The sequence below is a fragment of the Streptomyces afghaniensis genome (genome assembly GCF_044327915.1).
Classification (GTDB): domain Bacteria; phylum Actinomycetota; class Actinomycetes; order Streptomycetales; family Streptomycetaceae; genus Streptomyces; species Streptomyces afghaniensis.
On record NZ_JBIRGJ010000001.1, the window covers coordinates 1013745 to 1038267 of the forward strand.

Consider the following 24523-nt stretch of genomic DNA (forward strand, 5'->3'; position numbering starts at 1 on the left):
GGGCCTCAGGCCCGGGTGAACTCCATGACCCAGTTCGTCAGCCAGGTCTCTTCGCCGTCCACGGAGAACGCCTGTTCCCAGCGGGCGGTGGCCGGCGAGATCCCCGACCAGACGAACCGCACGCGCACGTCCTTGCCGTCGTGGGTGTCGTCGCCGTGGAACGCGCCCGTCTCGCCCTCGAAGCGGCCGAAGACAGGCGGGAACAGCGTGCCGCTGCGGCTGGACGCCCAGTTCAGCGACCACTCCTCGCGGACCGGGTCGAACAGCCGCAGCGTCAGCCCCTTCGCGCCCAGGTGCGGCATGTCGATCTCGTCGATGTTCGCGGCACCGTCGAACAGCGGCCGGCACTCGCTCCGGCCGGGGAACTCCTCCCAGTCGCTGCCGGGGTCGAGGAAGCCGGTCCGGCGGCGGTGCAGGACGTTCCAGGTGCCGTGGAAGAAGTCGAAGTCGTGCGGGCTGCTCATGAGCGGTCTCCAGTGGTTCCATCGGGCAGACGGTCGGCCAGATAGGCGTCGAGGTCGGGGACGTCCGGGGCGAGCATGTGCCGTACCCAGGCGTCGCGTTCGTGCAGGATCGGCGGCAGCTCCCAGACGCAGCCGATCCACGGCAGGCCGGGCCTGACGAAGTGCGTGGGGTCGCGGTCCGGGCAGCCGAGGACCGGCTGGCCCGCCGCCGCGCCGCCGAAGTGCAGCACGTTGTCCCACACCCAGCTGTACGCGTTCAGGTAGGCGCCGTCGTCGCCGCCCCGGTGCAGCACGACGAACGTCGCCGGCGGGGTCCCGTCCGGCTCCGGCAGCAGCTCGGGCAGCAGCGCGTACGCCGCCTTCTCCACCTCGGGCGCGATGCCCGCCGGGTCGGCGGTGACGTGGTAGCGCTTGATCCACCGGCCCGCCGCCTCGATCGGCGGCGGCACGGTCAGAAGCTTCTCCGTGAAGGGCATGGCGGGACGCTAAAGCCGCTTCACTGCCACCATGTGTCAGTGAAGTCCAGCCGACTCGTCTCGATCCTCCTGCTGCTCCAGACCCGCGGCCGGATGACCGCCGCGCAGCTCGCCGAGGAGCTGGAGGTCTCGGTCCGTACCGTCTACCGGGACGTGGAGGCCCTCGGCGCCGCCGGGGTTCCGCTGTACGGCGACGCGGGCCACTCCGGCGGCTACCGCCTGCTCGACGGCTACCGAACGCGTCTGACGGGCCTCACCGCCGACGAGGCCGAGGCGCTCTTCCTTGCGGGCGCCCCCGGCCCCGCCGCGCAGCTCGGTCTGGGCTCCGTGCTCGCCGCCGCCCAGCTCAAGGTGCGTGCCGCCCTGCCGGCCGAGCTGCGCGCACACGCCGACCGGATCAGCGGCCGCTTCCACCTGGACGCCCCCGGCTGGTACGCGGACGCCGACGACACCCCGCACCTCCCGGCCGTCGCGGACGCCGTCTGGAGCAGCCGCGTGCTGCACGTCCTGTACCGCCGCTGGCGCGAGCCCACCGACGTGGAGCGCCGCCTGGAGCCCTACGGTCTGGTGCTGAAGGCGGGCCGCTGGTACGTCGTCGCCGGGCCCGGTCCACGTACCTACCGGGTCGACCAGATCCTGGAACTCGCCACCCAGGACGAGGAGTTCACCCGGCCCGGGGGCTTCGACCTGGCCGCGTACTGGGCGGCGTACCAGCGCGGCTTCCACGAACGGCTGCACCGCGGCGAGGCGGTGGTGCGGCTGGCCCCGGGGACGACGCTCACCGGCCCGGCGGGGGAGGCCGTACGGCGCCACGGGCGTACGGACGACGACGGCTGGACACGCGCCACGGTTCCCATCGAGTCGGTCGAGCACGCCCACGCCGAGTTCCTGCGCCTGGGCACGGCCATCGAGGTGCTGGCTCCGGACGAACTGCGGTCGAGGATCGCCCGGACCGTGGCCGAACTGGCGCAGCGGTACGGCAACTCCCGGGCACCCGGCGGCGACTGAGAGGCGGAACCCGCCCGTCCTTCCAGGAGGTCAGCCCCGTGAAGCACCCGCACAGGCACCGCAGACGCCGCCTGCTCCTCCCCGTCGCCGCCGCCACGGCGGCGCTGGTCGGCGCCGGCCTGACCACGTTCGCCACCGACGACACCGCCGCTGCCGCCACCGCCCGCCAGGTGGAGAAGCTGGACCGCGGCGTGGTCAGCGTCCACACCGGCAGCGGCAACCTGGTCAGCTGGCGCTGGCTGGGCACCGACCCGAACGACGTGTCGTTCAACGTGTACCGGGCCGGTACGAAGGTCAACGCGAGCCCGATCACCGGCTCCACGAACTACTTCCACTCCGGCGCCCCCTCACACGCCGACTACACGGTCCGCGCGATCGTGAACGGCGTGGAGCAGGGCGACTCGGTGCACGCGATCCAGTTCCGCACCGGCTACAAGGACGTCCCGATCTCCCCGCCCGCGGGCGGCACGGCCCCGGGCAACTCGGCGTACACCTACGAGGCCAACGACGCCTCCCTCGGCGACCTCGACGGCGACGGCGCCCTGGACATCGTCCTCAAGTGGCAGCCGACCAACGCCAAGGACAACTCCCAGTCCGGCTACACCGGCAACACGATCGTCGACGGCATCAAGCTCGACGGCACCCGGCTGTGGCGTATCGACCTGGGGCGCAACATCCGCTCAGGGGCGCACTACACGCAGTTCCAGGTGTACGACTACGACGGCGACGGCAAGGCCGAGGTCGCCATGAAGACCGCCGACGGCACCAGGGACGGCACCGGCGCGGTCATCGGCAGCTCCTCGGCCGACCACCGCAACTCCAGCGGCTACGTTCTCTCCGGCCCCGAGTTCCTGACCATGTTCAACGGCCAGACCGGCAAGGCGATGCAGAGCGTCGACTACGTCCCGGGCCGGGGCACCGTCTCCTCCTGGGGCGACAACTACGGCAACCGCGTCGACCGCTTCCTGGCCGGAACCGCCTACCTGGACGGCTCCCGCCCCTCCCTGATCATGGCGCGCGGTTACTACACGCGCACGGTGATCGCGGCCTGGGACTGGCGGAACGGCACCTTCACCCGCCGCTGGACCTTCGACACCAACTCCTCCACCAACAGCGGCAAGGGCTACGACGGCCAGGGCAACCACAGCCTGTCCGTCGCGGACGTCGACAACGACGGCAAGGACGAGATCGTCTACGGCGCCATGACCGTCGACGACAACGGCAACGGACTGTGGACCACCAAGCTGGGCCACGGCGACGCCGGGCACCTCGGCGACCTCAACCCCTCCCGCGCCGGCCTGGAGTACTTCAAGGTCTCCGAGGACTCGAGCAAGCCCGGCTCCTGGATGGCCGACGCCCGCACCGGCCAGGTCCTGTGGCAGACGGCGTCGGGCTCCGACAACGGCCGTGGCGTCGCCGCCGACGTGTACGCGGGCAGCGCGGGCGCCGAGGCCTGGTCCGCCGCCGACACGACCCTGCGCTCGGCCACCGGCGCGTCGCTCGGCCGGGAGCCGTCCAGCATCAACTTCCTGTCCTGGTGGGACGGCGACCCGGTCCGCGAACTCCTCGACGGCACCCGCATCGACAAGTACGGCACCTCGGGTGACACCCGCCTGCTGACCGGATCCGGCGTCTCCTCCAACAACGGCACGAAGTCCACGCCCGTCCTGTCCGGCGACCTCCTCGGCGACTGGCGCGAGGAGGTCGTCTGGCGCACCAGCGACAACACCGCGCTGCGCATCTACTCGACCCCGCACGAGACCAGCACGAAGATCACGACCCTGCTCCACGACACGCAGTACCGCACGGCGCTGGCCTGGCAGAACACCGCCTACAACCAGCCCCCGCACCCGAGCTTCTTCATCGGCAACGCCATGCCGACGGCTCCCAGGCCGACGGTCTACACCCCCTGAGAAAGCCGAGGGCGTATGCCGTCCGAGGCATACGCCCTCAAAGGCACGGTCAGGCGACCGTGCAGTTCTGGTCGCCGAGCTTGAACGCGGTCGGTTTCGTGTTCGTCCCCGACGAGTTGGCGGTGAAGCCGAAGCTCACCGACGAGCCCGCCGCCACACCGGCATTCCAGCCGACGTTCTTCGCCGTCACCGCCGCACCCGACTGCGCGGCCTCGGCGTTCCACGCCTGGGCCAGCTTCTGGCCGTCGGCGAAGGACCAGCCGAGCGACCAGCCGTTCCAGGCGCTGGTGCCGGTGTTGGTGAGCTGTACGTCCGCCTGGAAGCCGCCCGACCACTGGCTCGTGACCTTGTACGTCACCTTGCAGGCACCGGCCGGCCCGGGGCCCGGCCCGGGACCCGTGGTGCCTCCGTCGGAGCTGTCTCCGTAGATGACGCCACGGCCGTTGGTCGACACGTACACCCGGCCGTACACCCTCGGGTCACCGGTGATGGCCGCGCCCGTCCAGCCCCACTGGTGGGCGTCGTCGTTGACCCGGGTCCAGCTCGCGCCCTTGTCCGTGGAGCGGAAGATGCCGCGCACGCCGCCGATCTTCGCGCTGGTGTAGAGCGCCTGGTAGGAGGCGCCGGGGGCCGCCTTGCCGAAGCCGATGGTGTCGGCCTGCTCGACGTTCGGCAGCTTCGTGAAGCTCGTGCCGCCGTCCGTCGAGTGCCACAGGCCGTACGCCCCGTCGCTCGCGCCGCCCGCCAGCCAGACGTCGCCCTTCCCGCCGGGCAGGGCTTTGAAGCGGACGCTGTCACCGCCGGGCAGCCCCGTCGCCGGTGACTCCTTGAACGTCGCCCCGCCGTCCGTACTGACGTAGAACTTCCCGGACTTGAAGCCGTAGAAGGTCTTCGGGTCGACGCGGTCCGACTCGACGATCGCGCCGGAGGGAATTCCGCCGGACGCCTGCCACGACGTGCCGAAGCCCGTCGCGTAGTGGACCCCGGCGCCCTCAGGGCTCCACACGAACCGGCTGCCGTCTGCCGCCGCCGCGACCGTGCCGCCGCCGCTCACGCCCGAGGGGTCGGTCCCCGCGAACCAGTTGGCGCCGTTGTCGGTGGAGAACGAGATGTGCGGACCGGAGTCGAGGTTGCCGACCCGGACGACCGTGTCCGGGTTCGACTCGGCGAAGTCCAGGCTCGTGGTCGTCGTGAAGTTCGGCTGGGTGAACATCATCGACGGCACCTTGGCCAGGTCGGTGTGCCGGAAGCCGCCGACGTCACCGAGCGCGCTGAGCAGCGGGGCCCCGGACGGGGGAGAGGCGAGGTCGTTGACCGCCGTCTCCTCCAGCCCCTGCACCATCGGCTTGACGGCGAACTTGCCGCCGCTGTCCCAGTTGGTGAGGTTCTCGGTGCCGTAGATGGTCGCGCCCGTCCCGTACATCATGCGGTTCGAGTTGAACGGGTCGATCTCCAGCGCCTCGGTCATCCATCCGAGCTTCGGGGTCTGCTCCGGTGGCTGCGGGTTCGCGCCCCAGGTCAGCCACGGCGAGGACGAGACGTCCATCGTGTAGCGGTTCTCGCGGTCGGGGTACGACGTGTAGTCCCACGCCTTGGTCCAGGTCGCGCCGCTGTCCGTGGAGCGGAAGATCTGAGTGTCCGGCCACCAGGCGCTGTACGCGGTCGCCATCACGGTGCCCGGCTTCTGCCGGTCCACCGTCAGCCCGCTGAAGCCGTAGAACGTGTCGGCCTCCGCCACCGGGCTGATGTTCGTCCAGGCACCGGTCGCGGTCGCGTACCGCCACAGCTGTCCCTTGCCGCCGTCGTACGGTCCGCCCTTGTCGCTGTAGGCGAGGTACAGATGGCCGTTCTTCGCGTCCAGGACGCCCTTGTGGGCCAGGTAGCCGGTGGGCTGCCCGGCCAGCCGCTGCCAGGTCGCGCCCGCGTCCGTCGAGCGGTACACCGCGTTGTCCTTGTCGGCGACCCCCACGTAGATCGTCTTCGTGGCGTTGCCCGAGGTGCCCGTGGACTCGTCGAAGGTGACCCAGACGATGCCCTGGTTGTCGGACGCGTAGCCGCTCGTGTCGCTCGGATCCTGCGCGTAGTTGCCGACGTTGGGGAAGTTCGACACCTGCGACCAGGTCACCCCCGAGTCCGTCGACCGCCACAACCCCTTGCCGCTCGGTGCGCCCAGGTACAGCACGCTGTTCCGGTTCGGGTCGACGGCCAGCCGCTCGCCCATGCCCCGCCCCGGCATGTTGCCGCCCAGCTTGAACGGCAGATTCGCCTTCTGCCAGCTCGCTCCCCGGTTGGAGGAGCGCATGACCGCACCGTTCTTCGGATCCCAGCTGTTGGTGTACGTACCGACCGCCGCGTACACCTTGTCCGGATCGACGGAGTCGGAGGCGATGCTGACGACCCCCGTGTGCCCCCAGTCGTCCCAGCCGACGGAGTCCAGCAGCGGCGTCCAGGTCTTCGAGGCCTCCTGCCACCGGTAGGCACCGCCGATGTCGGTACGGGCGTAGGCGAGGTTCTTCTCGGACCGGTTGAAGACGATGCCGGGGACGAATCCGCCGCCGTCGATCCGCGCGTTCTTCCAGGAGTAGGTATCGGCGGCGAGCTTCACCGACGGCGGATCGGCGGCCAGGGCGGCGGGAGCGCCCGACAACAGCCCGGCCGCCAGCGCCAGCACGGCCGTGAGAATACGGGTTCTTCGCACGGTGGGGTTCCTTCCGTGGGAGGGGGAACGTGCGAGAGCCGGGCGGCCCCCAGTGCGGGTGGGGACCGCCCGGCCGGTCGGCCCCGTCGTCAGGTGACGGGACCACGAACGCAGAGCTTCGGACGCACCTTGTTTTTCAGGGGCGCGGGGAACTGCGCGACCAGCCACAACGGACCGGCAGTCGAAGTACCGCGCAACCCGCGGAGCGCCCGGCGGGGACTATTCGAGAAGCTCCGCGTACGAGCCCATGGCCAACGCGATATCCGCCTGAGCCCAGAACCGGTGATACGTGAACGACGGCACCGCACCGCCCGCGAGATAACTCTCGATCTTCGACCAGGCCGGGTCGTCCTCGTAGAAGGACCGGATCGAGTCGAACGTCGACGACGAGTTGATCGCGTCACCGTTCGGCATCGTGCCCGTCCAGCCACTCGGGATGGACACCGAGTCGTCGAACCGGTTGTAGTCCGCGCGGTTCTCCGGGACGGCGACCCCGATGTCGTCCTGGTGGTTGGCCCACATACCGTCCAGCAGCTTCTTCGCGGCCGCCGCGGCCTCCGTGTCACCGGAGCGGTCGGCGTAGTACGTCAGCGTCTTGGCGTACGAGGCCGCCACACCGACGTCGTTGGTGTAGTCGGCGACGGTGACGTGCAGCCCGCTGTTGGAGCCGGGGCTGGAGGCGTTCCAGGTGTCGGGCTGGCCCGACCACTGGAGCGTCGACGGGATACGGAACGTGCCGTCCGGGTTGAACGTGGTCTTGGACAGCGCCCAGTCGACCCACTTGTCGAGGACCGTCTTGGCCTGCGCGTTCCCCGTCTGCTGGTACAGCTCGGCGACCCGCTCCATGGACCACGCCTGGAAGCCGAACCACTGGTTGGACGGCGGGTCGTGGTAGACCGGCTTCTCGTCGTAGTACATGCCGTAGAACGTCGACTTGCCCGAAGGCGGGGTCGCGTACCGGCCCGCCCAGCTGTTGGTCGCGCCGCCGGCGATGGCGCCCTCGTCGGACTGCAGCCAGCGGTAGAACTCGAGCTGCCGGTCGAGGGACTTGGCCCAGTCCGCCGCGCCCGTGGCCGACTTGGGCTTCAGCGGGGCGTAGTTGGCCAGCGCGTACGCGGCGAGCGGGTTCTGGTACCCGCCGTGGGCGTGGCTGGAGCCGATGCGCCAGGCCCAGCCGGCGCTGGTGTCGGTGGCGCCGCCCCAGGCGTAGTACCAGGACATCAGGTACATCGAGGCGTCCTTGCCGGTGCCCGCCGGGCAGGCCGAGGGGCCGACACAGTTGCCGATCTTCTTGAAGTACTTGTCGAACATGGAGTAGCGCAGGTAGTCGCCCATCTTGGCCGCCTTGGCGACCGTCGCGGAGACCTGCCCGCCCTTGCCCTGCTCCTTGGCCCACAGGTCCGCCCAGTAGGCGGCCTGCACGGCGCGCGCGTCGGCGTCCGGCGCGTTGGTGAACTTCCACTGCTTGGCGTAGGAGGCGTCACCGGTGAACAGGTCCAGATAGCCGTTCTTGCCGCCGTACTTGAAGGCGTCACAGGTCGGCTGCGGCACCGTCTCCCACACCGACTCCTGCGGGCCGCGCTGGAAGGTGTTGATGTACGACGGGCCGGTGTCCGACGGTCCCGCCTCGCACTTGCCGGGCGAGTTGCCGTAGCCGTAGACGTTGTCGACGTCCTGGAGCCAGTGCATGCCGTAGACGTCGTCCGTGCCGTACGCGCTCTTCAGCTCGGCCGCGATCGGGTCCCGGCCGACCGAGACGCCGGTGTCGAGCTTGGCCGGGTACTCGCCCGGGGTGTCCAGCTCGGGTGCGTAGGTCGCCGGCTTGGAGGCGTTGTAGAAGGAGTTGGTCGGCTGGTCGGCCTTGGTGGGGATCATGTACTTCTCCATGAGCTCCCACGCCCCGTTGAACTTGGACCAGTCACCGGTCACCTTGCCGTACATGGCCTGGAGCCACAGGAGGTAGCTGTACGCCTCCGAGGTGGTCTCGTGACCGTGGTCCGGCGCCTCGACGATCAGCGTCTCGACCGAGTGGTAGGGAATGCCCTCGGGGGAGAAGTAGCCGTTCGCCGGGTTGGTGATCTTCCCGTAGAGCTCCAGGAAGCGGGCGTCGTACGCCTTGGTGGCCGCCAGCTGGGTGACGGTGACCGAGGCCTTGGCGTGGCCCGCGGCCGTCGACTCGAACACGGCCGAGCCGGTACCGGAGTCGGCCGCCGTGACGGTCACCTTCTGCGCGGTGTTCCAGTTCTGCGGGGTGAAGACGAGCGAGGCGCCGCCCGTGACCGACAGGCCCGAGTTGCCGCTCGCGCGGGCCGACGTCACCGTCACGTCGGACGCGGGCTGCTTGGACAGCTTCACCTCGTAGGTGCCCGACTTGCCCGACTGCACGCCCAGTTGGAGCGGCGAGGCGACGACAGTCGGGCCCGAGGCGACCGTGATGCCGACCGGGGTGGAGTCGGCGGAGGCGCCCATGCTGTCGTAGGCCTTCGCCACCAGGGAATGACTGCCCACGGTCAAATCTGAGACGGACAGCGCGTAGGGCGCGCTGGTGTCCGTGCCCAGCAGCTTGGTGTCGTCGTAGAACTCCACCTTGCTGATCGTGGCGTTGTCCGCGGCGGCCGCGGTGGCGGCCAGCGGGACCGCCTGGCCCTGGGTGTAGACGGCGCCGGCCGCCGGGCTGGTCAGCACGGCGATCGGCGGCTGGTGCGCGCCCGTGCAGGGCGTGCCGTTGACCGCGAAGGACGTGGGCGCGGTGTTGTTGCCGCTGTAGGAGAACTGGGCGCCGGTGGAGACGGCGGCGCCCGCGGCGACCCGCGCGTTGTGGGCGGCGTTCTTGACGGTGATGTTCTGGCCGGACTGCGACCAGGTGCCGTTCCAGCCGTTGCCCAGCTTCTGGTTGCCGGAGTAGGCGTAGGTCAGCGTCCAGCCGTCGATGGCGTCCGTGCCGCGGTTGGTGAGGGTCAGGTCCGCGGTGAAGCCGGAGCCCCAGTCGTTGGTCTTGTAATCGACACTGCACTGAAGTGCGGCCGCCTGCGCGGTGGTCGACCCTGAGGAGAGCATCGTCAACGGAAGCGCGAGAGCTGCGAGTGCGGCGGTCCACAGACGCCGCACGGCTCTCCGCCTCCGGGGTGGGGGATGCATGGTGCTGGTTCCTCCTTGCGGCTCGGAGAAGTCAAGGCTTGAACCAGTGGGAGCGCTCCCATAGTGAGGACGGGTGTGGTATCGGTCAAGGTCCTTGAAGAGTCGAAAAGATTCGACACCGTGTGTTGAGCGAAAGTCAGTGACTCCCCTGTTCTTTGCCGACACTTGGCGCTACCTTCCTTGACACCAGTGGGAGCGGTTCCATCAGTCGACGCGTCCGTCACGGCGGGCCCGACCTGCACGGAGTCGCTCATGCGACACCCCTCGCGTTCAGTACTTAGAGCCGCCGCCCTCGCGGTCGTCCCCGGCTGCGCGAGTGCCGGTGCCGGGTTCCTCATGTCCTTGTCGGAGCGCGCCCTGAACGGCTGACACCCCCACCACCGAAAGGGAAACCCGCACTCATGAGCCGTACGAGAACAGCGTTACTGGCCGCCATGGCCCTGGTGGCCGGAGCCACCGGCACGGCGTTCGCCGTCGATCCGGACGGCATCGGCACCGCCGCCGTCCCCTGCACCGTCGACTACAAGGTGCAGAACCAGTGGAGCACCGGCTTCACCGCCGCCGTGACCATCACCAACAACAGCGCCGCGAAGTCCTCGTGGTCGCTGAAGTGGTCCTACGCGGGCAACCAGAAGGTCACCAGCGGCTGGAACGCCAAGATCAGCCAGAGCGGTACCGACGTCACCGCGGCCAACGAGAGCTACAACGCCCAGCTCGCGACGGGCGGTTCGGTCAGCTTCGGCTTCCAGGGCTCCTACAGCGGCAGCAACGCGATCCCGGCCACCTTTACCCTCGACGGCGTGACCTGCAACGTCGACGGCGGCGGCCCCGGCGGCCCCACGGATCCGCCGGACCCGGGCGGCCCGGCCAACCGGGTCAACAACCCCTATGACGGCGCCAAGGTGTACGTGAACCCCGAGTGGTCCGCGAAGGCCGCGGCCGAGCCGGGCGGCAGCCGGGTCTCCAACCAGCCGACCGGTGTCTGGCTGGACCGGATCGCCGCGATCAACGGTGCGGGCGGCAAGATGGGCCTGCGCGCCCACCTCGACGAGGCGCTGCGCCAGAAGGGCTCCGGCCAGCTCGTCGTCCAGCTCGTCATCTACAACCTGCCCGGCCGTGACTGCGCCGCCCTCGCCTCCAACGGCGAGCTGAAGGCCGACGAGATCGGCCGCTACAAGACGGAGTACATCGACCCGATCAAGGCGATCCTCGCCGACTCGAAGTACTCCTCGCTGCGGATCGTCACCACCGTCGAGATCGACTCGCTGCCGAACCTCGTCACCAACACCGGCAGCCGCCCGACGGCCACCCCGCAGTGCGACGTGATGAAGGCCAACGGCAACTACATCAAGGGCGTCGGGTACGCGCTGAACAAGCTCGGCGACGTGCCGAACGTCTACAACTACGTGGATGCCGGCCACCACGGCTGGATCGGCTGGGACGACAACTTCGGTCCCTCCGCGACCCTGTTCAAGGAGGCGGCGACCGCCGAGGGCGCGACCGTGGGCGACGTCCACGGCTTCATCACCAACACGGCGAACTACAGCGCCCTGAAGGAGGACCACTTCTCCATCAGCGACAACGTGGCCGGCAAGTCCGTCCGCGAGTCGAAGTGGGTCGACTGGAACCGCTACGTCGACGAGCTGTCCTTCGCCCAGGCGTTCCGCAACCAGCTGATCTCGGTCGGCTTCAACTCCGGCATCGGCATGCTGATCGACACCTCCCGCAACGGCTGGGGCGGCACGGCCCGGCCCGCCGGTCCCGGCCCCCAGACCTCAGTCGACGCCTACGTCGACGGGGGCCGTTATGACCGCCGTATCAACCCCGGCAACTGGTGCAACCAGTCCGGAGCCGGCCTCGGCGAGCGTCCGCAGGCCAACCCCGCCGCCGGGATCGACGCGTACGTGTGGATGAAGCCCCCGGGCGAGTCCGACGGGGCGAGCAAGGTGATCCCGAACCCCGACGGCAAGGGCTTCGACCGGATGTGCGACCCGACGTACGAGGGCAACCCCCGCAACAACAACAACATGTCGGGTGCCCTGCCGGACGCGCCGCTGTCCGGGGACTGGTTCTCCGCCCAGTTCCGGCAGCTGATGCAGAACGCGTACCCGCCGCTGTCCTGACCCGCTGACACCCCGTCCCCACGGATCCGCCGGGGCTCCGGCCCCGGCGGATCATTTTTGCGGGAGCGGCAAGAGCAGTGGCCTTCTCCCGGTGCGTCGGCGCAGGCTGGCAGCATCCGAGGGAGAGGCTGACCACCATGGCGCACCACCACGACCACGACCACGAACACGACCACGGGTCCGGGCACGGCCATGGCCACCACCACGGCGGGACGGACATCGACTGGGCCGAGATGGGCCCGAGGCTCGAGTCCCAGGCGGAGCTGTTCGCGTCCCTGTACGAGCGGGCCATGGCCTGGCTGGCGCAGGAGGTGACCGAGCCGGGCCTGATCGTCGACGCGGGCAGCGGGCCTGGCGTCGTGTCCTGCCTGTTCGCCGAGACGTTCCCGGGCGCGCGGATCGTCGCGGTGGACGGCTCCGAGCCGCTGCTGGAGCGGGCGCGGGCACGGGCCGGGCGGCTGGGCGTCGCCGACCGCTTCGGCACGATCGCCGGTGAACTCCCGGAGGTGCTCGACGAGCTGGACTACCCCGCCGACCTGCTCTGGGCGAGCCGCAGCCTGCACCACCTGGGCGACCAGCGGGCCGCGCTCACCGCGTTCGCCGCGCGGCTGGCGCCCGGCGGCACCCTCGCGCTCATGGAGGGCGGACTGCCCCCGCGGTTCCTGCCGCGCGACATCGGCATCGGCCGGCCCGGGCTCCAGGCACGGATCGACGCGGTGGAGACGGAGTGGTTCACACGGATGCGTGCGGAGCTGCCGGGCCATGTCGCGGAGACGGAGCACTGGCCGGCCCTGCTGGCCGCCGCGGGCCTGAAGCACACCAGGACGCACACGTTCCTGCTCGACCTCCCCGCACCCGCCTCGGAGCGGGCCCGTGCCTATGTCGTGGCCTCCCTGTCGCACATGAGGGAGCGGCTCACGGAAGGGCTCGACGCGGAAGACCTCGCGACTCTCGACCGGCTGCTCGATCCTGACGACGAGGCGAGTCTGCACCGTCGGCCGGACGTGTTCGTCCTGGAGGCGCACACGGTGCACACGGCGGTCCGTCCCGTGTAGCCCCGGCTCGCCCTTGACTTCGAGAGTGCTTCAAGTGATGGACTCCCCGGCATCGACCGTCCGGCCGGATCCCGGGCCGGGCCGAATCCCAAGGGGGAATCCATGTCCGACTCTCGGGTCGCACTCATCACCGGCGGCGGCAGTGGAATCGGCGCCGCCGTCGCGCGGCGGTTGCTGGACGCGGGGCAGCGGGTCGCCGTCACCGGGCGGGGGGAGGAACGGCTGCGCGGGTTCACCGAAGAACTCGGGCGGCCCGACGGGCTGTTGACGCTCGTCGGTGACACCACCGTGTACGACGACGTCCGGGCGGCGGTCGACGCCACCGTCAAGGAGTTCGGGCGGCTGGACACGGTCGTGGCCAACGCCGGTTTCGCCACACACGACACGGTTGCGGAGGGGGATCCGGCCGGCTGGACCGACATGGTGCTGACGAACGTCCTCGGGCCGGCTTTCCTGATACGGGCGTCCATCGACGCGTTGAAGGAGACGCGGGGTCGGATCGTGCTCGTCGGGAGCGTCGCCGGGTTCGTGCACGGGCCGGGCAACCTGTACGGGGCGACCAAGTGGGCGGTGACGGGGCTCGCGGAGAACACGCGGCGGCAGGTCACCGAGTGGGGCGTGGGCGTGACCCTGATCGCCCCGGGCCGGGTGGAAACCCCCTTCTGGGACACCTACGGCAGCCTCCCGCCCGGCCACCTCCTCACCCCCGACCAGATCGCCGACTCAGTCGTCTGGGCGACCCACCAGCCCAGTGGCGTCGACATCAACACCGTGGTCGTACGACCGGTGGGGCAGCCGGTCTGAGAAGGCAGAGCGCGCCCTGGTTCCGGGACTCCCCACAGGGGCGGAACCAGGGCGCGTCGGGCGCATGGCCGGGGGCCGGCTTCCTCAGGCGCCGTCGAACGTCGCCGGGTCCGGGCCCAGGCGGCGGTCCTCGTTGAGGGCGCTGATGGCCGCCAGGTCCTCCGTGTCCAGGCTGAAGTCGAAGACCTCGATGTTCTCCTTGATCCGCGCCGGCGTCACGGACTTGGGGATGACCACGTTGCCCAGCTGGATGTGCCAGCGCAGGACGACCTGGGCCGGAGTCCGGTTGTGCTTGCGGGCGATGGCCACGATCGCCGGGACCTCCAGCAGGCCCTTGCCCTGGCCGAGCGGCGACCAGGCCTCCGTGGCGATGCCCTGTTCCGCGTGGTACTCACGGGCGGCGCTCTGCTGGAGGTGCGGGTGCAGCTCGATCTGGTTCACGGCAGGGATGACGGACGTCTCGCCGATCAGCCGCTCCAGGTGCTCCGGAAGGAAGTTGGAGACACCGATGGCCCGGATCCGGCCGTCGGCGTGCAGCTTCTCGAACGCCTTGTACGTGTCGACGTAGGTACCCCGGGCCGGCAGCGGCCAGTGGATCAGGTACAGGTCGACGAAGTCCAGGCCGAGCTTGTCCAGCGACGTGTCGAAGGCGCGCAGCGTGGAGTCGTACCCCTGGTCGGCGTTCCAGAGCTTCGTGGTGACGAAGAGCTCCTCGCGGGGCAGACCGGACGCGGCGATGGCCTTGCCGGTGCCCTCCTCGTTGCCGTAGATCGCCGCTGTGTCGATGCTGCGGTACCCGGCCTCCAGCGCCGTCGTGACGGCCGACTCGGCCTCGTCGTCCGGCACCTGCCAGACACCGAAGCCCAGCTGGGGCATCTCGACGCCGTTGTTCAGGATGATCGGGGGGACCTTGCTCACGAGCTCTCGATCCTTCGGTTTGTGGTCAGGTGTACCTCCCATCGTCAACGATCACGAGCCGTGATGCATTCCTGACGGGAGAATTAGAGGTGTGATTCATCCGTTACCCGGCCATTCACGCCCGGTACAGCGCCTCGACCTCGTTCTCGTACGCCTTTTCGATCGCCTTCCGCTTCAGCTTCAGGGACGGGGTCAGCAACCCGTGCTCCTCCGTGAACGGCTGGGCCAGGATGCGGAAGGTGCGGATCGACTCGGCCTGCGAGACAAGGGTGTTGGCCGCGACCACCGCGCGCCGCACCTCCGTCTCCAGATCCGCGTCGCGCACCAGCTCCGCCGCGGACATCCGCGGCTTGCCCCGCATCGTCAGCCAGTGCTCCACGGCCTCCTGGTCGAGGGTCACGAGGGCGGCGATGTACGGGCGGTCGTTGCCGACGACGATGCACTGGTTGACCAGTGGATGGTCACGGACGCGTTCCTCCAGCACGCCGGGTGAAACACTCTTGCCGCCCGATGTGACCAGGATCTCCTTCTTGCGGCCGGTGATGGTGAGGTAGCCGTCCTCGTCGAGCGCGCCGAGGTCGCCGGTCGCCAGCCAGCCGTCGTGCAGGGTCTCGTCGGTCGCCTTGGGGTTGTTGAGGTACCCCTGGAAGACGTTCTGGCCGTGCAGCCAGATCTCGCCGTCGTCCGCGATGTGCACGGTCATGCCGGGGATGGGCTGCCCGACCGTGCCGAACCGGGTGCGTCCGGGCGGGTTGGCGGTCGCGGCGGCCGTGGACTCGGTCAGGCCGTAGCCCTCGTAGATGTGCACGCCCGCCCCGGCGAAGAACAGGCCGAGCCGCCGGTCCATCGCCGAGCCGCCCGACATGGCGTGCTTGATCCGGCCGCCCATCGCGGCGCGGATCTTGGTGTAGACGAGCTTGTCGAACAGCTGGTGCTGCATGCGCAGGCCCGCGGAGGGGCCGGGGCCGGTTCCCCAGGCCTTCGCCTCCATCGCGTCCGCGTACTTGATGGCGATGTCGACGGCCTTCTCGAACGGGCCGGAGCGCCCCTCCTTCTCGGCCTTGCGGCGGGCCGCGTTGAACACCTTCTCGAAGATGTACGGCACGGCCAGGAAGAACGTCGGCTTGAACGCGGCCAGGTCGGGCAGCAGGGCCGCCGCGTTCAGCTGCGGCTGATGGCCGAACTTCACCTTGCCGCGGATCCCGGCGACCTGGACCATCCGCCCGAAGACGTGGGCGAGCGGCAGGAACAGCAGGGTGGCGGCCTCGTCGCCCCGCTTGGAGTGGAACACCGGCTCCCAGCGCTCGATGACGGTGTCCGCCTCGTACATGAAGTTGCCGTGCGTGATGACACAGCCCTTGGGGCGGCCGGTGGTGCCCGAGGTGTAGATGATCGTGGCGACCGAGTCGGGGGTGACGGCCTGCCGGTGGCGGTGCACCACCTCGTCGTCGAGGTGCGCGCCGGCGTCGTACAGCTCGTGCAGGGCGCCGGAGTCCAGCTGCCACAGGCGGCGCAGCTGGGGCAGCCGGTCGATGACGGTGGCGATCGTCATCGCGTGGTCCTCGTGCTCCACGACCGCGGCCGTCACCTCGGCGTCGTACAGCATCCAGAAGCACTGCTCGGCCGAGGACGTCGGGTAGACCGGCACGACCTGGGCGCCGATCGTCCACAGCGCGTAGTCGAACAGCGTCCACTCGTAGCGCGTACGGGACATGATCGCGACCCGGTCGCCGAACCGGATGCCGCTCGCCAGCAGGCCCTTGGCCAGGGCCAGCACCTCGTCGCGGAACTCGGCGCTGGTGACGTCCCGCCACTGCCCGGACTCGTCCTTGCGGCCCAGCGCGATGCGCAGCGGGTCTTCCTGGGCATGCTGGAAGACCACGTCGGCCAGACCGCCCACCGGAGGTGCCAACGCCAACGGAGGGTTGGTGAACTCGCGCAAACCCCGCTCCCCGCTCCTCAGCGCTTCGGTTGAGTGACGCTCCGCACAGCGCCGTGAAAGCTACCCCAACCGGGCAGACCGCGGGAGGGGCGACGAAGGCGAGCAGCGCTCTTGTCCGTGCTGGTCAGGGAGGGAAAATGCGCTCACATGGGGAAGGGTCGGACAGAATCCTGACGGTTGAGTAAGTTTCGGTGCCGTAATCTCCACTGAATCTGTACGACCCGATTACGGCCCGACGCTGCCGGCGCGCGGTGTCCGGCCACCTCTCCTGTCAGCGCCCCGAAGGCGGATTTCGTCACTCCGGTTCAGTCGGTCGCCGCCCGCCAGGATCGCCGCCGCCAGGGCGTCCGCCGCCCCCTGGGCGGAGGGGCGCCGCCGGCCGTGGACGACGACGAAGTCGACCTGTCCCAGCTCCGGCAGCCCCGCCCGGTCCGGGACCCGGACCAGGCCCGGGGGGATGAGGCCGCGGGAGTGGGCCATCACGCCGAGCCCCGCCCGGGCCGCCGCGACGAGGCCGTTGAGAGAGCCGCTCGTGCACACCACCCGCCACTCGCGGCCCTGCCGCTCCAGTGCCTCCAGGGCGAGCGCGCGGGTGATGCCCGGCGGCGGATAGACGATGAGCGGCACGGGACGGTCCGGGTCGAGCCGGAGGCGCTCCGCGCCGATCCACACCAGCCTGTCGTGCCGGACCAGCTCGCCGCGCGGATCCTCGGGCCGCCGCTTGGCCAGGACGAGGTCCAGCTTCCCGGCGGCGAGCTGCTCGTGCAGCGTGCCCGACAGCTCGACCGTGAGCTCCAGATCGACCTCCGGGTGGTCGTGCCGGAAGCCCTCCAGGATCTCCGGCAGCCGGGTCAGCACGAAGTCCTCCGACGCGCCGAAGCGCAGCCGGCCACGCAGCCGGGTGCCCGTGAAGAACGCCGTCGCCTGCTCGTGCACCTCCAGGATCCGGCGCGCGAACCCGAGCATGGCCTCGCCGTCCTCCGTGAGCTCCACCGAGTGCGTGTCCCGGGTGAACAGCGTCCGCCCGGTGGCGTCCTCCAGCCGCCGCACGTGCTGGCTGACGGTGGACTGCCGCAGCCCGAGCCGGCGGGCGGCCTGCGTGAAGCTCAGCGTCTGCGCCACCGACAGGAAGGTGCGCAGATGGGCGGGGTCGTACATGCCGCCAGGCTATCGCGGAACATGATGACAGTGAGAGCGGTGTGCGGGATTCCCGATCGCCGGGGCGGGGAGCAGGATGGAAGGGGGCCGTACCGGCCCCGTACCGCACGTAAGTACCGCCCGTAAGCACTGAGCAAGTGGAGCACCGTGAAACGCCTGCGCCGACCGCGTCGGATGCCGATCGACCCGTACATCCTTCTCCTCCTCGCGACGGTGGGCGTCGCCGCGCTGTTCCCGGCGCGCGGGACGGTCGCCGATGTCGCGTCCGGTGCCTCCACGGCGGCGATCGCCCTGCTGTTCTTCCTCTACGGCGCCCGGCTGTCCACCCGTGAGGCGCTGGACGGCCTGCGCCACTGGCGGCTCCACGTCACCGTCCTGGCCTGCACCTTCGCCGTCTTCCCGCTGCTCGGCCTGGCGGCCCGCGGGCTGGTGCCGGTGATCCTGACGCACCCGCTCTACCAGGGCCTGCTCTTCCTCACGCTCGTCCCGTCGACGGTGCAGTCCTCGATCGCCTTCACCTCGATGGCCCGCGGCAACGTGCCCGCCGCGATCTGCGCGGGCTCGTTCTCCTCCCTCGTCGGCATCGTCGCCACTCCGCTGCTCGCGGCCTCGCTGCTCGGCGGCAGCGGCGGCGGGTTCTCCGCCGACTCGCTGCTGAAGATCGTGCTGCAACTGCTCGTGCCGTTCCTCGCCGGGCAGTTGCTGCGCCGCTGGATCGGGGGCTTCGTCACCCGCCACAAGAAGGTCCTCGCACTGGTGGACCGCGGCTCGATCCTGCTCGTCGTCTACACCGCGTTCAGCCAGGGCATGGTCCAGGGCATCTGGCACCAGGTCAGCCCCCTCCGGCTGGGCGGGCTGCTCGTCGTCGAGGCCGTGCTCCTCGCCGTGATGCTGCTGCTGACCTGGTACGGCGGCAAGGCGCTGGGCTTCCGCCGGGAGGACCGGATCACCCTGCAGTTCGCCGGTTCGAAGAAGTCCCTGGCCGCCGGACTGCCCATGGCGAGCGTCCTGTTCGGCGCGCACGCCTCGCTGGCCGTGCTGCCGCTGATGCTGTTCCACCAGATGCAGTTGATGGTCTGCGCGGTGATCGCCAAGCGCCGCTCGCACGACCCCGGCGCGGGCGAGGTCAGCGCGCCGGAGCCAGCCGCAGCGTCACGAACCGCGGTCGGTACAGGGACACGTTCCGGCTGAGCTGGGCGGCGGCGCCCGTCGTCTCCAGCCAGTTGACGTCGTAGCTCAGCACGAGACGCCCGTCGCCGCTCAGCACCGGGTGCGCCTGCGGGTTGTAGGCGGCCACCTGGCCCTGCGGCAGCGACGGGCTGAACTCCTTCGCCGGCCCGTGCCACGGCCCGGCCGGGGAGCACGCCCAGTACGAGGCGACGGTGGTCAGGCCCTTAGGGCCCGCGGCCATCGTGAACAGCACGTACGTCCCGCCGTCCCGGACCACCGAGAACGCGCTGCCCACGCCCCTGCGCTGCCCGTCCCCGAGCACCGCCCGGGGTCGGGCGCCGGCCGCCCACGCCGAGCCGGTCCAGTACCGCCAGGCCGCCGGATCCCCGAGGCTGCCCTCCGGCACCCGCGCCACGTACGCGTGCGAGGCCGGGCGGGAGGCAGCCCGGCCGTCGTCCCCGCCGAAGACGTACGTCCAGCCGTCCTCCTCGACCAGGGTCGTGCCGAACAGCACCCGCCGGGACGGGTCGGGGACCAGTTGCTGGTCGAGCACCTTGACGACCGACTCCAGGCGCAGATCGGGCAGCGACAGCGTGGCCACCTCGGTCGCGGTGGGCACGCCGTAGATCCACGGGGCCTGGCCGGCCGTGCGCACCCACAGCAGCACCCGGACGACCTGCTCCGAGGAGCCGGGGGAGCGCGGTTCGACACGGGCGGCGACCGGCCAGCGCCACTGGTTCGGCGCCGGGTCGGCGAAGAGCGGGGCGGGGAGGGTGGTCTCCAGCCGGCCGTCGCGCATCAGCACGGCCGAGTTGCGCACCAGCGGCGCGGTGGTGTCGCGCCAGGCGTAGGACTCGCCGTGCGGGTTGGGCGGGCCGTACACCCGGCCCAGGTAGGTGTCCGAGAACAGCCACAGCACCCGGCCGTCCGGCAGCCGCACCGAGTGGGTGCCGTCGCCGCCGGTCCAGTCGTCGGTGCGGGCGGCGTCGTCGCCGTAGCGGGCGAACTCGGCGGTGAGGCCGTCGTTCGCCTGCCAGGAGCGGACCGTGCGCGCCCGGCAGGCGGCCTCGTCGTCCGGGCTCTCGTCCTCGGGGAGGGCGATGAGCAGCGCGGCCCCGAGAACCAGGACCAGCAGCAGGCCGATCCCGGTTCCCGTGCGCTGTCGTGCTCGTGCTGCCTCTGCGTCGTCGGGCACGTCCCGTGACGTTAGTTGCTGCCGCTCACCCGGTCCATGGGGAGCCACAGCACCGTGCCCCTGGCGGCCGCGCCCTTGGTGCCGGCGCCCAACTCCCTTTCGGTGAGGGCCCGGTTCCAGACCCGGACGTCGTCGACGGCCCCCGTCAGGAACGCCCGGCTGTCCATGCGCTGGCCGATGTGCACGCCGAACGGGGAGTTGCGGCTGACCGAGCCCGGCACGTCCGGGGTGCTGATCGGCGTGCCGTCGAGGAAGAGGGTCAGGTTCCCGCCGCCACGGCGCAGGACCAGGTGGTGCCAGCGGCCGTCGTTGTGGGCGCCGTCGGTCCACACCGAGGCCGTCCTGACCGTCGTCGCGCCCGAGCGGGTGGTGACGAGCGCCCGGACCCGGTCGCTCGCCGGCTCCCCGCGCAGCCAGACCTGCGGCTGGCTGTTGCCGATGCCACCCATCCACAGGAAGGGCTGTTCGCCGGTCGTGGCCGTGTAGCGGAAGAACAGCGAGGCCGTGAAGTCACCCTCGCCGAGCGGCAACCGGGACCGGAACGGCAGGCGTACGGCGTCGTCGGTGCCGTCGAAGGACAGCGCACCTCCGCGCACGCCGGCCGTCCGCCCGGCACCGCCGAGCACGGCCGCGGGACGCGCGCCCGGCGCGGCGTCGAGGGTGGTCGGGTCGGCGCCACGACGCGGTGTCAGCCAGTCCTCGGTGAAGCGGGCGAAGCGGATCTCGTCCCGGGCGTCGACCGCGCCGCCCTCGTACAGCAGGCCCACGGTCGAGGAGTCGACCGCCGCCATGTCGGAGTAGCCGGACCAGTCCGTGGTGACGACCGTGCCCCGGTCCACGCTGTCCCAGGTGCGCCCGCCGTCGTAGGAGGAGCGGACCATCATCGTCCGGCGGCGGTCGGGATCGGCCGGGGCGGACAGCAGCATCCGGTGGCCGAGGCGCAGGGTCGCGCCCTGGACCTGCGGGGTGTAGAGGTCCGGGAGGGCGCGGAACGGCGTGGCGAAGCTGGCGCCGCCGTCCAGGCTGAGGGTCTGGGAGCGGTGGCCGAGATCGGTTCCGTCCTGTTCCCGGCCGCTGACGAGGACGGCCCCGTCGGCCCGTTCGGTGAGCGTCACCTCCGACGGCTTCTGCCGGAACGTGCCGTCCTGTGCTATCGGCCAGGAGTCCGTGGCGCCGATCCGCCACTCGTCGCCGCCGTCGTCGCTGACGATGAGCGCGGCGTGGTTGGCGGTGACCCGGCTGCCGTCCCACGTCTCGGTGTTGACGCCGAACACCAGCCGCCCGGCGTGCTTCCCGCGGGTGAGCTGGATGCCGTGCACGGGCCCGGTGGCGTACCAGGAGTTCCAGTGCCCGGGCAGGATCTGGTCGCTCAGGTCGCGCGGCTCGGACCAGGTCCGGCCGTCGTCGTCGCTGTACTGCAGGTGCGGGGTGCGGTCGCAGGGGACGGTGCAGTTGCCGGCGTCCGTGCGGCCGGTGTTGTACGTCTCGGCGAGCAGGATCCGGCCGGTCCTGCGGTCCACGAGGGGCGCCGGGTTGCCGTGCGTGTCGCCCGCGCCCTCGTTGACGACCTGGAGCGGTCCCCAGGTGCGGCCGCCGTCGGTGGAGCGTTTGAGGACGATGTCGATGTCGGCCGCGTCACCGCAGTTGAGGACGCGGCCCTCGGCGAATGCGAGCAGCGTGCCGGCCGTGGTCCGCACGATCGCCGGGATCCGGAAGCACGCGTAACCGGGGTCCTGGGAGGCCTTGAAGAGGACCTGTTGGTCGAACTCCGGTAAGTCCGTGGCGGGTCGGGCGTGGGCCGGGCCCGCGGGCGCGAGCAGCGCCGCGGCGGTGAGAACGGCTGTCAGGGTGGATCTCAGACGTGCGCGAAGACTTGACGGCATGGTGCGACCTGCCCTTCATGCGTCTGTCGGCTGGACCACCGAGGCATGGGAACGGACGTCCGGGGAGCCGGCATTCAGGCTTACATGCGAACAAACGGACATCCCACGTCCCATGTGTGGGCCACAGACGGTACTTGGCTTCACAGACCCCCCACAAGGAGCGTGCGTCAGGGGATCAGGACGACCTTGCCGAGGTTGGCCCTCGCCTCGATCTCCCCGTGCGCCTTCGCCGCGTCCTGCAGGGCGAACTCCCCGTGGACGACGGGCCTCAGCTCTCCGGCGGCGAACAACTGCCACAGCTCCTCACGCCACTGCTCGTACAGCTCCGGTTTCCCGCGCGCGATGCGGGCCATCTGGAACCCGATCACCGACTTGGCGCCCACGAGCAGGTCGTACGCCTGGACGGTGCCGCCGCCCGAGCTGTACGCCACCAGCCGTCCCTCCGGGGCGAGTGCGGCGAGGGCCGGGGTGAGCAGCTCCCCGCCGACCGCGTCCAGGGCGTAGTCGACCGGGGTGCCCCAGCTGTCGTCGCCGTAGATGGCGACGTGGTCGGCGCCGAGGCCACGGACGAATTCCGCCTTGGCCGGGTCGGAGACGGCCCCCACGACCCGTCCGGCACCCCGTGCCCTGGCCAGCTGCACGGCCAGGTGACCGACACCGCTCGCCGCCGCCGTGACCAGGGCCGCTTCGCCCGGCTCGGGTCGTGCCGCCTCCAGGGCGCCGAGGGCGACCAGGCCGCTGCGGACCAGGGCGACCGCGTCGACGGCGTCGGCGTCCGCCGGGACGGGGGAGGCCATGGCCTCGTGCAGGAGCGCGAAGTCGGCGTAGCCGTGGCCGAAGCAGAGCCCCGTCACGCGGTCACCGGTGCCGAAGCGGGTGACGCCCTCGCCGACGGCCGTGACCTCCCCGGCGACCTCACCGCCGAGCGGGACCGGCTCCGCCGCCTCGCTGACCTTGCGTACGACCGGGAGCGTGACGCCGATCGCCTCCGCGCGCACGAGCAGCTCTCCGGGGCCCGGCTCGGGCACCGGTGCCTCCTCCATGAACAGCGGGCCGCCTCGGGATTCGTAGCGGACGCGGCGCATCGCACCTCCGGATGTCGTCGGTGATCCCCACGAGTTCGTTGGGATCCCCAACGGTATAGGAGGATCATAGGGAGAACCAACGATTTCTTGGTTAGGCTGCGGCCATGTCGGAAGCTCCCCTCCTCGCGATCCGCTCCCTGCCCAGCTGGCTGCTCGGCCGTGCCGCCGCCCGTGGCCGGGCCCTGGTGGCCGAGGCGCTGGCCGGGCAGGACATGCGGATGTGGCACCACGTGGTGCTGTCCGCCGTCCGCGACCTCGGCCCCGTCGCCCAGGCCGACCTCGGCCGCGGGGTCCGGCTGGACCCCAAGGACCTGGTCGGCATCCTGAACGACCTCCAGGCGGCGGGCCTGCTGGTACGCGAGCCGGACCCCAAGGACCGGCGGAAGAACGCGGTGTCCCTCACCGCCCGGGGAGCCCGGCTGCTGACGCGCTGCGAGAAGGCGGCCCGAGCGGCCAACGACGAGCTGCTCGCCCCGCTGTCGGAGGCCGAACGTGAGCAGTTCACGGGGATGCTGCGCCGGATATCCGGCACGGCGGAGTAGGGGCGCCGAGCCCCGGGCAGCCCGAGACGGGGCCCCTGCGGCGCAGGGGGCGCTCCCCGCCGGTCGGGGCCCCGCCGCCGTGTCGCGGGGGGAACCTGCTCAGCCCTGGGCGGCCGCGGTCCGCAGGGCGATGCGGTCCTCACCCGCGTACACGTTCATGGAGCTGCCCCGCAGGAAGCCCACCAGTGTCAAGCCCGTCTCGGCGGCCAGGTCCACCGCAAGCGAGGACGGCGCCGACACCGCCGCCAGGACCGGCATACCGGCCATCACGGCCTTCTGCGCCAGCTCGAAGGAGGCCCGGCCCGACACGAGCAGGAGCGTCCGCGACAGCGGCAGCTCCCCGTTCTGCAGGGCGCGGCCGACCAGCTTGTCGACCGCGTTGTGCCGGCCCACGTCCTCCCGGACGTCCAGCAGCTCGCCGTCCTCCGAGAAGAGGGCCGCCGCGTGCAGGCCACCGGTCCGGTCGAAGACCCGCTGTGCGGCACGCAGCCGGTCGGGCAGGCTCGCCAGCAGCTCGGGGGTGACCCGGATAGGGGGAGTGTCGGCGATCGGCCAGCGGGCCGTGGTGCGCACGGCGTCCAGCGACGCCTTGCCGCACAGCCCGCAGGAGGAGGTGGTGTAGACGTTGCGTTCGAGGGTGATGTCCGGGATCACCACCCCGGGGGCGGTCTGCACGTCGACCACGTTGTACGTGTTCGAGCCGTCGGCCGTCGCCCCCGCGCAGTAGACGATGTTCCGGAGGTCCTGCTGCCCGCCCAGCACCCCCTCGCTCACCAGGAAGCCCGCCGCCAGCGCGAAGTCGTCGCCCGGGGTGCGCATGGTGATCGCCAGAGGCTTGCCGTTCAGCCGGATCTCCAGGGGCTCCTCGGCGACGAGTGTGTCGGGACGGCTGGAGACCGCCCCGTCCCGGATGCGGAGCACCTTGCGTCGTTCCGTGACTCGTCCCATGTC

At 70.9% G+C, this 24523-nt stretch carries 18 protein-coding genes; 7 read left to right on the plus strand and 11 right to left on the minus strand.

Going from position 1 to position 24523, the window contains the following annotated elements:
* Positions 1-5 precede the first annotated feature (5 nt).
* Complete coding sequence (locus ACH4G3_RS04195; RefSeq protein ID WP_397622986.1) at positions 6-464, minus strand: hypothetical protein; 459 nt, start codon at positions 462-464, stop codon at positions 6-8.
* On the minus strand, positions 461-940 hold the full coding sequence (locus ACH4G3_RS04200; protein WP_397622987.1) for a hypothetical protein: 480 nt from the start codon (positions 938-940) through the stop codon (positions 461-463). Before ACH4G3_RS04200 ends, ACH4G3_RS04195 begins: the two co-directional genes overlap by 4 nt.
* Before the next feature lie 39 nt (positions 941-979).
* Here ACH4G3_RS04200 and ACH4G3_RS04205 point away from each other — a divergent pair, with 39 nt between their 5' ends.
* Positions 980-1948 (plus strand): helix-turn-helix transcriptional regulator, encoded by a 969-nt coding sequence (locus ACH4G3_RS04205; RefSeq protein ID WP_397622988.1) that lies wholly within the window; start codon positions 980-982, stop codon positions 1946-1948.
* A gap of 38 nt (positions 1949-1986) precedes the next feature.
* Entirely contained in the window at positions 1987-3861 is a 1875-nt protein-coding gene (locus tag ACH4G3_RS04210) for a rhamnogalacturonan lyase (RefSeq protein ID WP_397622989.1), read from the plus strand.
* A 49-nt stretch (positions 3862-3910) separates the two neighbouring features.
* Here ACH4G3_RS04210 and ACH4G3_RS04215 read toward each other — a convergent pair whose 3' ends face one another.
* A complete protein-coding gene (locus tag ACH4G3_RS04215; protein WP_397622990.1) occupies positions 3911-6559 on the minus strand; it encodes a cellulose binding domain-containing protein in 2649 nt (882 codons plus the stop codon).
* A gap of 219 nt (positions 6560-6778) precedes the next feature.
* On the minus strand, positions 6779-9697 hold the full coding sequence (locus ACH4G3_RS04220; RefSeq protein ID WP_397622991.1) for a glycoside hydrolase family 48 protein: 2919 nt from the start codon (positions 9695-9697) through the stop codon (positions 6779-6781).
* A 401-nt stretch (positions 9698-10098) separates the two neighbouring features.
* Here ACH4G3_RS04220 and ACH4G3_RS04225 point away from each other — a divergent pair, with 401 nt between their 5' ends.
* The 3 genes from ACH4G3_RS04225 (at position 10099) to ACH4G3_RS04235 (ending at position 13679) form a co-directional block, all read left to right on the plus strand.
* Positions 10099-11820, plus strand: a complete 1722-nt coding sequence (locus ACH4G3_RS04225) for a glycoside hydrolase family 6 protein (RefSeq protein ID WP_397622992.1) — start codon at positions 10099-10101, stop codon at positions 11818-11820.
* A 137-nt stretch (positions 11821-11957) separates the two neighbouring features.
* A complete protein-coding gene (locus tag ACH4G3_RS04230; RefSeq protein WP_397622993.1) occupies positions 11958-12875 on the plus strand; it encodes a class I SAM-dependent methyltransferase in 918 nt (305 codons plus the stop codon).
* 102 nt (positions 12876-12977) lie between these two features.
* Entirely contained in the window at positions 12978-13679 is a 702-nt protein-coding gene (locus ACH4G3_RS04235; protein ID WP_397622994.1) for an SDR family oxidoreductase, read from the plus strand.
* 84 nt (positions 13680-13763) lie between these two features.
* On the opposite strand, the gene ACH4G3_RS04240 is transcribed toward ACH4G3_RS04235, so the two are convergent.
* The 3 genes from ACH4G3_RS04240 to ACH4G3_RS04250 form a co-directional block, all read right to left on the minus strand.
* On the minus strand, positions 13764-14555 hold the full coding sequence (locus ACH4G3_RS04240; RefSeq protein WP_397623377.1) for an aldo/keto reductase: 792 nt from the start codon (positions 14553-14555) through the stop codon (positions 13764-13766).
* Between the two features lie 157 nt (positions 14556-14712).
* Positions 14713-16539, minus strand: a complete 1827-nt coding sequence (locus tag ACH4G3_RS04245) for an AMP-dependent synthetase/ligase (protein WP_397622995.1) — start codon at positions 16537-16539, stop codon at positions 14713-14715.
* Positions 16540-16764: 225 nt separating this feature from the next.
* Positions 16765-17697 (minus strand): LysR substrate-binding domain-containing protein, encoded by a 933-nt coding sequence (locus ACH4G3_RS04250; RefSeq protein WP_397622996.1) that lies wholly within the window; start codon positions 17695-17697, stop codon positions 16765-16767.
* Between the two features lie 174 nt (positions 17698-17871).
* Here ACH4G3_RS04250 and ACH4G3_RS04255 point away from each other — a divergent pair, with 174 nt between their 5' ends.
* On the plus strand, positions 17872-18888 hold the full coding sequence (locus tag ACH4G3_RS04255; protein ID WP_397623378.1) for a bile acid:sodium symporter family protein: 1017 nt from the start codon (positions 17872-17874) through the stop codon (positions 18886-18888).
* Here the strand turns inward: ACH4G3_RS04255 and ACH4G3_RS04260 are convergent.
* The 3 genes from ACH4G3_RS04260 to ACH4G3_RS04270 form a co-directional block, all read right to left on the minus strand.
* Entirely contained in the window at positions 18824-20062 is a 1239-nt protein-coding gene (locus ACH4G3_RS04260; protein WP_397622997.1) for a DUF4185 domain-containing protein, read from the minus strand. The genes ACH4G3_RS04255 and ACH4G3_RS04260 overlap by 65 nt on opposite strands.
* A gap of 11 nt (positions 20063-20073) precedes the next feature.
* Complete coding sequence (locus ACH4G3_RS04265; RefSeq protein WP_397622998.1) at positions 20074-21945, minus strand: exo-alpha-sialidase; 1872 nt, start codon at positions 21943-21945, stop codon at positions 20074-20076.
* A gap of 167 nt (positions 21946-22112) precedes the next feature.
* Positions 22113-23030, minus strand: coding sequence for a quinone oxidoreductase family protein (locus ACH4G3_RS04270; RefSeq protein ID WP_397622999.1), 918 nt, complete (start codon positions 23028-23030; stop codon positions 22113-22115).
* 104 nt (positions 23031-23134) lie between these two features.
* Between ACH4G3_RS04270 and ACH4G3_RS04275 the strand changes: the two genes are divergently transcribed.
* Complete coding sequence (locus ACH4G3_RS04275) at positions 23135-23572, plus strand: MarR family winged helix-turn-helix transcriptional regulator (RefSeq protein ID WP_397623000.1); 438 nt, start codon at positions 23135-23137, stop codon at positions 23570-23572.
* 99 nt (positions 23573-23671) lie between these two features.
* On the opposite strand, the gene fdhD is transcribed toward ACH4G3_RS04275, so the two are convergent.
* Positions 23672-24520 carry a formate dehydrogenase accessory sulfurtransferase FdhD gene (fdhD, locus tag ACH4G3_RS04280; protein ID WP_397623001.1) on the minus strand — a complete coding sequence of 283 codons (849 nt, stop codon included), beginning with the start codon at positions 24518-24520 and terminating at the stop codon, positions 23672-23674.
* Between the last annotated feature and the right edge of the window lie 3 nt (positions 24521-24523).